Consider the following 11,191-nt stretch of genomic DNA (forward strand, 5'->3'; position numbering starts at 1 on the left):
GACTTCCTAAACATTGCTAGACAGCCTGCTTCTCGCTCGAAGCGGCTACCGTTATGTGCCAGAAGCGTATAGTCACCGCCTGTATAGATTTATTTTTAAATCATTATTGAATGTATCGTTCTCACTCCATGACGATATAATCTTTTTATCATGTAGCCATTTAACCAAAACTTTATTCCCAAGAGTGTTTTGCAATCTAGGTGTATTATAACCAGTTCTAATTTCGGAATATGGAGCGGGTAGTTTGCTCAGAACATTACGTACTTTGACATCATTCATTAGATGATGAAAATTATTAAATAGAGAAATTTGTATTGCTATTGGACGTGAGTTTATTATTAGGCATTCGGCAATGTTTTCGTCAATGCCGGATACTAAATGAGTAGAATTATTAATTATTGGACCGATAATTCCTGCTCTCTTAGGAAGACCCACTAGAGTTTCTAGATCCATTAATTTTATTATTCCAATCTTAGCTGCATCATTAATTTCAGTTTCCAGAAGTTTCTCTCGGAAGTCATCGTTGATTTCAAAATTGTCTGGTTTCTCCAAATATATTCGGATGTTAGCCGCTACAAATCTCAACTGTAGTTCCCTGTGATTAGCTAGAGTGTCAAGACTCTTACTTGTAAATGAGATTTTGCCCGCATCGATTAAAATTCTTAGTTTGGTTGGCTCAAACTCTTTGGGGAACTCATGGAACACTCTCGGCAGAGCAAAAACATATTCTTTATATGCGACGTCAGATAGCGAACTAGCTTTGAGGAGAAACGACCTTAACGTCAAATAATCTTGGTTATCAGGGATTGGGTGTGTGAGAAGCGTCGCACGAACATTTTTCAGCTCGAGGTAGCCGGTCAGGATATCTGCCTCGAACTCGCTACTTTCCATATATGTCAGGCAATTAAACCAAGTTGCTTCAATCTTATTTAGCTGAAACAGTATTGAGTAGCATCTCATAGGTACCCCATCAAGGCTTGGAAACAGTGTCGTCTGTCTATTGAGAAACTCGCGAATTTCACCAAGTTCAAGCGAATCGCAATTAATCACAGCGAGGATAGCCGGAACATCCTCTTTTGTATTTTCTTCAAGCTCTAAAAGTACGTCTCGAACGTACAGTCCAAAATCTCTTTCGATACGCTTAATCAGCGTTTCACAATTCACGGCGCGTATGGCTGTCAAGTTTTTTTCGCGGAGTTGCTTGTGATCATTTTCTACTAAAATCACTTCAAAGGCGTATTCCAAGTTCTCGATTGAAAGTTTGAAACGTCCTTTCTCAAACATAAAACGTGCAATCTCTGAATGATCTTTGATTGCTTTGAGATCTTTAACTTCAAACCCTAGCCATTCCAGACGTTCAGGTGGAAGTTCAGGCAATTTAATCAAAATTTCAGGGAGATTCTTTGCTATGAAATCCGGTAAGTCCTCAAAGTTCTTTGTAAGCGTTTTAAGTGTATTTTCAGGGAGTTTTGAGACTATTTGAGTCACATGTGAAATATTACTCGGACTTTCAATTACATATGGGATAAGTTCTTCCCAAGTAGTGGATAGACCTGTGAGTAATCCTGATACATGTTGGCCGTTTGCGTAATAAGCATCAAAAAAGGACGCGCACTGCTCGAATTCTGATGAAAGTAGCTCGAAAAGCTTTTTCGTTTGGCTACTGTAGTTGTCCGTGTCACTCAGGAGACAATCTACGAGTTTGACGTTTAAGACAAAGCTTTGCCTGAAGTCTTCATCCCGCATAGCCACGATGACCTCTTTAGCATTATCGATAGTAAAAGTCGGCTCAGGCGTAACAAATGCTCTTATCTGAATCAAGAATTTGTTGTCATTGGGAGACAAGCGCCCTGCATGAAAGAGTGATGTGTATTGGTAATAAGTGTCGTCAATATAGCCTTCAAAAATTAGAAACCGAGCAAGCTCCCCATTTATTCCGACTGTCTCGAAAACAGATTGTACCCGCTCAGCATTCAATCGCAACATCACATTGAGCTTGTTAGTGCGAAGCGACGATATTTTTGCTCTAAGCTCATTAATGCGGCGTAAGCTTTTATTTTTATAGTTTTTTTCTTTGCTTTGAATTTCTTTCTTACGTTCAAAGTAGGATTTTTGAGTATCTACCTCGTTTTGCCAATTGGGCAAATTGATCGACTGAGGATGATACCCATTTTGGAGTCGGTAATAGATTGTCGAAGCATTTAAGAGTTGTTCGAAAGCTTCGGAGTTGGCAAGTTCGTTAACCGCAAACAGGTCATTATGGTTTAGCCCAACCATATTTAAATTTGTTGGGATTTTTTCTAAAAGAGCCATAGCATAGATCTGTCGCAGCTCTTTGAGGTTTGAAGGTGTCTGATGTTCTGCAACTTCAAGCTGCTTTTCGATTTCAGTTATCTCCGCCCTATATTTTATCTCACTGGCGCTAATGATCTCGTCTTTAAGATTTAATATCCCGGCAAGAGCCCCCTCGCCACGATGCAAACGCTCAAAGTCCCTTGGGTAGATGTTTTTATAGATGAGTATCGCAAGGAGCTTGTTTGCGTTTAGTACAGACTCGCCATCATTTTCTAAATTAGATACATAAATAGCATATTCATTGAAAATATTTTGAATCAATCTCATGTCATCTAGGTATCTTGATACCTCTCTCAGAAACTGTCGGTTTAGGCGTGTTTCTAGCTCCAGCCTTTGCCCTTGTTCCAAAACCATGTCGATAGAATTCGACGAGTTGATGATCGGTATTATCGGAATGATGAACTCGAAAAACTTTGTACGTTCAATATTTACAAACATGTCATCGCGAAGGGCGTAGAGGAACTTGACTCGACGCTTCACACCTGCATTTTCGTTCACAAGGCAATTAATTTCGCGCAGGGTTACGAAAATCTCAGCATCATTAAATCTGTCCAAATCTTCAATAATCACAAGTTCATAAGCGGTTGACTGGAAGAAATAGATAATTTCGTCAAGGTGGAGGTTCAATATAGATGCTTGGTCATCTTGTGCCGGCTTGATTTCAACATCTTTTAACGAGATGCTTTTGAGGGACAGTCCAAAGCTTGCGACATAGAAGAGATGCAGTGTAACCCAAAGGAAAATTACCGAAAAAAAGAACGTACTCAACTTGAACCAATTACTGAACTCGAACGGAGTGAAAAATTTACCGCTTACGACGTCTCCAAGCTGCTGGGATACGAACAACAGAGCTATGATACCGAGTAATATATAAAGAGATTTAAAAGGAGACCAAACACCAGGAGACTTGATCCTTTTAAACCTTGAAAGCGGCAGTTTGTTTGCGTCACCGCCATAAAGCATCTGCTGTAGGATACTTCTTTCAATCTCTTGGCGGCTAACATCCCCTACCTTCGTACCAGACTCTGGAACAAATGTAGCAAGAGATATCTGTAATGCGGAGCATCGGTACTTCTTTAGAAAAGACCGAATGACGCTACTTTTTCCAGAGCCGTAGGGGCCTGTAACAGCGATGTTGGAGACTTTATCATTGTGAATGGCAAACAACAGAGCCTCGGAATATATCCCAGACTTGTCCGCTGCATCAGTCGGTGCTAGGTCAACAAACTTCGATTGTTTATTCTCTAAGCAATCATTGCTTTCCAGCCAAGATACCAAGAGTTTAAGAATGTTGAGTAGCTTACTTGTAAGTGGGTTGACGATATTTTTCATACTTTACTGAACTGACCTTCAAAATGTTTAAACAACCAAACAACAGACGTTAATTTGTATCGGCAGCTTTAGGTATCTCGGTTCTATATTTCGATGCGGATGTTTGCTTAGTTCTGTCAATTTGGATTTAGCAAAGCAGTCTCGACCACTTCTGATGCCTGCTCGTTGTTGGGTGTTAACACTGTTGCTTTTATAAAATTATATTTTGTTTAGATAAACTATAGTAGGTCAACGTAGCGTAGTTTGAAACAATAAATGTTGCTTCGATTGATTCTTTCGAGATGCTCAATCAAGATCGGTCTGCTCTTCGCTCAGAGCAGCCTTTGATATTAATCGATGATTTCTGCAATCGATGGTCCTTAAATGTGACAATTCTGGCTTACTGAAATTGCAACCGGTGGTGATTTAGGGTGATCTTTTACAACAACAGTCGATTGCTAGGTCTCGCTGCCTCCTTCAGGCTGTTGCGGCAAGTGCTTCTGTAACGTCCAGTTTTAGGGCACATCAATACGACTACTCGAACCTTTCTTCCAGATATTAATTGCACTACAGTAATAAAATGATGCAGAGAATCTTAGAATTTAAAAGCAAATGGCGTTATAAATGTAACGCTTATCCTTTTAAAAGGATAAACGCAATTTTGTGATCTAATTTTAAAGCTAAAAATAATAGCATTGATAAGGCTTAGATTAGTAAATGCTATACCATGAACGCTTCTAGACTATAAAAGACCTTTTAATGCAAAGAGGTAAACAAGCTCGAAAAAACAATCCTGAATTTATATTTCTATCTTGTGAAAGTAGCTTGAAATACCTAAGATAAACTCATCCTATTTCTCTAAGCCTTCAAAATAAAATGCTAAATCAAAACTGACTAACAAACTGATTTAACTAGTTTCAAATATAAACATCCTAAAATTACTTTACAACGAATATATTGTTAATTGCTAAAACAACATATTCATTGTAATTTAAGTATACAACGTAACTATTGTAAGTGTTGCTGATGCCATATCCCATACAAAATCAGGGCCAAATAAAGCTCTATATAAAGGCCTTGCGCTTAAAAGCAGGCTATACGCAAGCTCAAGTAGGCCATATGTTAGGGCTGACACAACAAGGCTATCAGCGCTTAGAAAGTAAAGCAGAAAGCATAAGTGTGTTGCGTTTTTTAGAATTACTACAGGTTTTGCATGCAACTCTTTCTATTTCCGAACGCAAGCCAGCTAATAACCCACACAATGTTGAAACTGTAGCAGAACTAGAAATTTATGCTGACGATAAAACACTGCTTCTAGCCCATCAAGGTCTAGGCAGTAATTTGCAGAAAACGAGTAACCGTAAAAAAAATAAAGCACACAACAAAACTGAGCGAGAAGTAAGTAAAAAGCAGCAAACAGACGCTAAAGAACAAATTGTGGTATTAGCTGTTAGATCAGATAAGAAACTAGAATGGTAGCTTATGGTAAGTTCAATCTCGTGATCTACAGCGAATTCTTCTCGCAAAATCTCAGGAAACGTAGAGCGCCAAAACCTCCGCTTCGCTAAGGCTCTGGTATCGGTGATGGCAACGTTAAAGTTAAGCGGCATCAGCCGACAGTCTTCTCTGTGCCAATAGCAGATATTCCCTAGCCTTAGCCGTACTTTGAATGCTGTAAAAATATCCCGTTCACATCTGGATGCCGCTAACGCTTGTTAGACGGAGCAATCCGTATTTGTAGCAAATGCAAATACTGTCTGTACCGATAAGTTGTTGTAAGTTTTAAAGATGCGATGTAATGTTCAATAGATTAAATTCGCAAAGGCGGAAAAATCCTTGTTTAAATACGGATTTTTCCGCCGAATAAGCGTTAGCTCTCTAGAGTGACTTATCGTAGTTAATCATCTTGTCAGGATGAACAAGGATAGATACTTGAAAAATAGATTCATAAAGACAGAAAATCTGCCAGACAGTTTATGGTGTGATAAGTCAGAAAATATTTTACTTCCAAGTCAGTTGGTCGACCTATGGAAAGGACTGTTGAATGATAATTCACTTATGGACCTGGCTAATGAAAAGGCTCCTAAGGGTTTTGAAGGTGGTATATCAAAAGAGGATACCGATAAACATCTTGCTTGGCGTTACAACGGGTCGTGCGCGCGAGTAATTTTGTCATTATTAGATCCTAAGGCAAAACTGTCAGATGTGTCTGATGCTTATGCTTCAACATTTGCAGGGAATAAGGTTTTTGTCGCCGATCTTCCAAGTGGTTCCGGCGCAGCAATAGTCAGTATACTTTGTACTCTGTATGAACTTAGAAAAAATAACGTCTGGACTTCCCAGCTTTCACTAGACAGTTTGTTGTTTCAAAAAATACGCTTCTTCAAATTTAGCCGGCGAAACGCCGCCTGTGTGTGAGTGTCGTTTTTTTGGATTGTAAAACATTTCTATAAAGTTAAATATCTCGGTTTTCGCATCCTCTCTCGTCGAGTATATCTTTCTTCGTGTCACCCGTTTTTTTAACGTAGCAAAAAAGCTTTCCGCTACCGCATTATCATGACAATTGCCTCGCCGGCTCATCGATGGTTTTAGGTTATGCTCTTTCATAAAAGAGAGATAGTCAGCGCTGCCATATTGGCTACCTTGATCACTATGCACTAAGACCGACTGTTTAGGTCTACGTTGATAAACGGCCATGAGCAATGCTTGAATGACTAAGTGTTTATTCATGTTTTTATCCATCGACCAACCCACAACACGGCGGGAGAATAAGTCGATGACGGTTGCAAGATACAAAAAGCCTTCATAAGTGCGAATGTAGGTGATATCACTAACCCACGCCGTGTTAGGCGCGGTGGGCTTAAAGTCACGCTCTAGTACGTTATCGGCTATCCGTGATGGCTTACCACCTTTGATGTATCGTCGTTTGTAGCCGATTTGGGCTTTCAATCTGTTCAAGCGCATAATTTTAGCCACACGGTGAACACTGCATGTTTCGCCGGCTTCTCGCAAATCACGATGTATCCACGGACTGCCATAGGTGCCACCGCTGGCGATATAAAATGCGTTGATCCGCTTGAGCAACCGATGATCTTCGATAGCTCTATTGCTCAACGGCGTTTTAAGCCACGCATAAAAGCCGCTGCGGTTAATTTTTAATACACGACACATGGCTAAAACAGAAAACAACTGCTGATGATCCCGGATAAAGGCGTACTTCACTCTGGCTGGCTTGCAAAGTACCTTGCGGCCTTTTTTAGTATATCCCGCTCCTCCGTGACCCGTTTTAACTCAGCTTCTAGCTTGGCTATTTTAACTGATTCATCAGACGCCTGGCGGATAACAACCGCTTTTTTACCACTTAACTGGCTTCGCCAGTGATACAACGATTTAGCCGAAATCCCTAAACGCTCAGCGACCTCGTTAACAGAATAACCACGATCAGTGACTTGTTTCACTGCTTCGATTTTAAATTCCTCGGTATACCGTTTGCCTTTGCTCATAAACACCTCTAATTTAAGTTACATTGTAACTGTTATAAGTGTCTAGCAAAGTCTGGGAAGTCCACTTTTGGGAATGAATGGGTTTCCTTAATAAGTGATGTAAAGAGATTTTTGCTCGCAAACCCAACAAAAAAGGATACTTTACAACAAAGCTTCCAGAGAAATAACATTCGAATTCCTATTGTTGATTATTCAGATGCCGTTAAAGATTCAAATTATTTACAGAGATTTCAAGACTGGATGCGTAAGTATAAGTGGGCTACTAAGTCTGTAAAATCAATAACTATAAATAGCTTGCTAGCTCAAGCAAAGAAATGTGAGGAGTCTTTCTCTGTAAGATTGGAGAATTTGCTGACTGAAGATGGCTCATCTTCACCATATGCTGAAAAAAGAATAACTCCGAAGCTTAGATACTTGTCAGGAAGGCTACTGTATTTATCTAGCAGGGAATATTTAGGTGAAATTAGCGAAAAGTTAACAAACCGGCCAGACATGTATTTGATTGCTAAAACAATGGAAGCTGTTGCATTCAGAGACTTTACTGATGTTTTGTCTATGGGTGTAAATGCCACTCACTCTGCCGCTCAACTTGTTCGAGCTGAAGGAAATGAGCCTGTTCGGATTGATAATGATATTGGTTTGTCTCCTGTCGTAGAACAATCTTTGGCGGTGCTAGTCATTAATGGTGTGCAGCATAATTACGGGGCAATAAATACAGAGTTGATGCAACTAGTTGCATCAACTGGTATGAAAGACCTTATGAAATCAAAAAACAGCTTTATTAGAGAGTTTGCGTGTCTTCATGGGCTGAGTGAACCAAGACACCAATATTTTTTGGATAGTAGTTTTGATAGGGATGAAGAGCTAGCGATGGATGTACTAAATCAATTGCAAAGGTCTAGTCATTGCTAATAGAGCTAACAAGGCGCTGCTACGGAAAATTTACTCGCTGGCGCTCCTAAATTTCCGCAGAGCGCGGCGTTAGATTTCACAAGGATACCGCGTGAGAATTAAAGAAGAATGGAAAAAGTCGGGTTACTTCTGGCTACCTCAAAATGAGGATAAAAAAATCCCAGGTACTCTTTCGATCTTAGATGGTGGAAAAATTGAACTTGAGGTGGTTGGCCTATTTGATGAAAGCATTGAAGCCCTTAACGGTAATGATGACTTAAGTAGAATTATTGGCCATATTGAAAAAGACGGCCTCGTTACGCTGGAAGATTGCTTTTACAGGACGAAAAATATTGCATTTGGCGGTATAAGTAAGTCATTTGTTCATGTCCATAAAGTTATAAGCGGTGTTGCTTACAAAAAAGATGAAAAAGTCACATTTAATACAGTTTCCTTCGCGGTAGAAGGGATAAATGAATGGGTGGGCATCACCGGAATAAATGTTGCTCGTAGTAGCGACTATAAAACAGCAACTATAAGCTACGATCCGCAAGAAGAAATTATTTATGATTTAAGCTCAGGATTTAAGCTGCATATCCTTTTTGGATATACACTTCCAGGACTTCAAAGTACAACAGAAGCCCGAATAACACATCAAACCTACTTCAAATTATCATCTGAAGTGGCCAGAGATTTTTCCGAGTTTAGCAAGATTGTTCATCAGGTTACGTATCTGCTTTGTTTTGCTCTTGATTCCACTGTTACTATTAGCGATGTAGCCGCTACATGCAACGAAATAACCATAGAAATCTCAAAAGGAAAGACAAGGCCTGCAAATATAAAGCTTTATTATCCTAGCCTCCCATTTTCTAAAGATTCACCCAAGATAGATATGCATAAAATGCTATTTCGGTTCTCAGATATTCGCGGAAATGCCACGCATGTATTCAATAAATGGTTTAGCACTTATTCCGTTATACGGCCGTCTATTGGGTTATATTTCTCTGCAGTGTCGGGGGATCACAAATATCTTGATGGCAAATTTTTAGCACTTGCTCAAGGGCTTGAAACATATCATAGAAGAACCTCAACCGAGACTTTTATGGACGTGGCTGAATTCAGGGCAATGGTCGCCTCTCTATTGTGGAGCTGTCCAAAATCTAACAGGAGGTGGCTAAGGGGTCGTATACTTCACGGTAATGAAATAAATCTTGGTCAAAGAGTCAAAAGGGTCATTAACCCTTACAAGTCGTATATAGGTAATTCAAGACAACGAAATAAATTTGTTAGAAGCGTTGTTAATACTAGAAACTACCTTACTCACTACAGCGAGGAGCTGGCAAAGGACTCAGCTAAAGGCTCAGAACTTTGGGCGTTATGTCAAAAAATGGAAGCCGTTTTTCAGCTTCACCTTCTTCAACAGCTCGAGTTCGAAGATTCAGATATTCAAAGAATACTTCGCAATAATTACAAGCTTAAGCAGAAGTTTGATGAAATCTAACAAAGTGCGGCATTTGTAGCTTGCAGCCCTACGACGCTCACAAGTTCTCGCGTATGCGCACGGCGTTATACCAAGGAGGTATCAAATGAAACGCAACTGGGAAGTAATTCGTGAAGTTCTAATCCGTCTTGAAGAATTGCCAAATACCGATGTAGGTTTGCAGCTACCTGACTTTCCAGCTGAAAAAGCTTATGACTATGCTTATCATATTGAACTACTGATAGAAGCAGGAATGATTGAGGGGCAAATGTCTAAGGCAGCTAGTGTAGGGCCTGCACACTTTTTCGTTCATCGCCTAACATGGGTTGGTCACGAGTTGCTTGACTCTATTCGGTCTTCAACTGTTTGGGAAAAAACGAAGAAAACCTTTGCTAACAAAGGTATTGAAATGACATTTGATTTAGTTAAATCAGTAGCAACAGAGATTTCAGTATCGTTGCTTAAGGGAGTTTAGCCAGATGCCTAACAATCAAATATTATCGCCAGCATAAACCGCTGGCTGCGACGTCAAGCCGCTGCGCTCTAAATTTGGGTGTTAGCGTCCGCTTATTGCTCATAGCAGCCAGCCAACTCTATGGGTTTCCCTCATCAAACCAACCCAAATCCACCACCGCAATCTGCCCCAAGCCCGCTCTAAATAAACATATACCACTGCGTTTATATTTATACTCTGAAACAACACCAATAAACCTGCACCATTAAAATACTGCACTAAATTTGACCTTTCTTTGTACCTAATGCAATATCATTCCCCATTAACTTCTAAAGCAAAAATTAGGCATTACATAACCAATAATGAACACAACTCTTAGCCACATTGCTGATGTTTTACCAGGCTATCCATTTCGCGGCAGTATAGCCGCCGTAGCTAATGGTGATGTGCAGGTTGTTCAGGTTCGTGATGCGCTGCCGACAGGTGAAATAATTCAAACTGACTTAATCAAAACCACGCTAACTGGTAGAAAGCAGCCTGATTGGTTGCAAGCTGGTGATGTGTTGTTTGTTGCTAAAGGCGCTAAGCACTTTGCGGCTTTGGTCGATGATGCGCCGCGGCAAAGCGTCTGCTCGCCCCATTTTTTTATGATAAGAATTAAACCTGAATTTAAACAGCAAGTAACTCCGGCCTTTATTTGCTGGCAGTTAAACCAATTACCAGCCCAGCGTTACTTTTGTAAAACAGCGGAAGGCTCGCTGTATGTCAGTATTCGGCGGCAGGTATTAGAAAATACGCCTATTACCTTGTTGCCGCTAGCTAGGCAAAACCAATTAACGGCATTGCACCAAAGTGCAGTGCAAGAGCAAAAAGTATTTAATCAGCTTATGCAAAACAGGCAGCAGCAGCTTGATGCTATCGCGCTGAGTGAGCTAAGCCACTAATTTAATGTAAACCAATAGCCAAATTCAAAAAGGAAGAAACTAGATGCCAACCAGTAAAATTAATCAGGACGATATCAACAAGGCTGTTTGGGCAGCCTGTGACACCTTTAGAGGGGTTATTAGCGCTGATACCTACAAAGACTTCGTATTAACCATGCTGTTCTTAAAATACATCTCAGACGTGTATAAAGACGAATATAACACATATGAGCCTTCTCGGAGTCAATAGGTANGCTGGTTAAACAGTATGGCG

The 11,191-nt window shown here is 40.2% G+C and carries 9 protein-coding genes; 7 read left to right on the forward strand and 2 right to left on the reverse strand.

Annotated elements, in window-relative coordinates:
- Positions 1-72: 72 nt before the first annotated feature.
- Positions 73-3,687, reverse strand: a complete 3,615-nt coding sequence (locus tag BI198_RS04015) for a YobI family P-loop NTPase (protein ID WP_070048387.1) — start codon at positions 3,685-3,687, stop codon at positions 73-75.
- Positions 3,688-4,692: 1,005 nt separating this feature from the next.
- Between BI198_RS04015 and BI198_RS04020 the strand changes: the two genes are divergently transcribed.
- Positions 4,693-5,145 carry a helix-turn-helix transcriptional regulator gene (locus tag BI198_RS04020; protein WP_070048388.1) on the forward strand — a complete coding sequence of 151 codons (453 nt, stop codon included), beginning with the start codon at positions 4,693-4,695 and terminating at the stop codon, positions 5,143-5,145.
- 453 nt (positions 5,146-5,598) lie between these two features.
- Positions 5,599-6,084, forward strand: a complete 486-nt coding sequence (locus tag BI198_RS04025; protein WP_070048389.1) for a hypothetical protein — start codon at positions 5,599-5,601, stop codon at positions 6,082-6,084.
- Here the strand turns inward: BI198_RS04025 and BI198_RS04030 are convergent.
- Positions 6,016-7,169, reverse strand: a protein-coding gene (locus tag BI198_RS04030; RefSeq protein ID WP_141728837.1) for an IS3 family transposase whose coding sequence is annotated in 2 segments (ribosomal slippage) — positions 6,016-6,926 and positions 6,926-7,169 — 1,155 coding nt in all. Because the reading frame shifts where the segments join, the coding sequence is not laid out codon by codon here. The genes BI198_RS04025 and BI198_RS04030 overlap by 69 nt on opposite strands.
- Positions 7,170-7,280: 111 nt before the next feature.
- On the opposite strand from BI198_RS04030, the gene BI198_RS04040 reads away from it, so the two are divergent.
- The 5 genes from BI198_RS04040 to BI198_RS16205 all read left to right on the forward strand — a co-directional run bounded on the left by BI198_RS04040 (position 7,281) and on the right by BI198_RS16205 (position 11,167).
- Positions 7,281-8,081 carry a hypothetical protein gene (locus BI198_RS04040; protein ID WP_070048392.1) on the forward strand — a complete coding sequence of 267 codons (801 nt, stop codon included), beginning with the start codon at positions 7,281-7,283 and terminating at the stop codon, positions 8,079-8,081.
- Positions 8,082-8,172: 91 nt separating this feature from the next.
- The gene (locus tag BI198_RS04045; protein ID WP_070048393.1) at positions 8,173-9,561 is read left to right on the forward strand and encodes an ApeA N-terminal domain 1-containing protein; all 1,389 of its coding nucleotides are present in this window, start codon (positions 8,173-8,175) and stop codon (positions 9,559-9,561) included.
- Positions 9,562-9,646: 85 nt separating this feature from the next.
- Positions 9,647-10,015, forward strand: a complete 369-nt coding sequence (locus BI198_RS04050) for a DUF2513 domain-containing protein (RefSeq protein ID WP_070048394.1) — start codon at positions 9,647-9,649, stop codon at positions 10,013-10,015.
- Positions 10,016-10,356: 341 nt separating this feature from the next.
- Positions 10,357-10,938, forward strand: coding sequence for a restriction endonuclease subunit S domain-containing protein (locus BI198_RS04055; protein WP_070048395.1), 582 nt, complete (start codon positions 10,357-10,359; stop codon positions 10,936-10,938).
- 43 nt (positions 10,939-10,981) lie between these two features.
- Positions 10,982-11,167: a type I restriction-modification system subunit M N-terminal domain-containing protein gene (locus BI198_RS16205; RefSeq protein WP_235605234.1), complete on the forward strand. Its 186-nt coding sequence runs from the start codon at positions 10,982-10,984 to the stop codon at positions 11,165-11,167.
- Positions 11,168-11,191 lie beyond the last annotated feature (24 nt).

It is taken from the genome of Rheinheimera salexigens (assembly GCF_001752395.1).
Classification (GTDB): domain Bacteria; phylum Pseudomonadota; class Gammaproteobacteria; order Enterobacterales; family Alteromonadaceae; genus Alishewanella; species Alishewanella salexigens.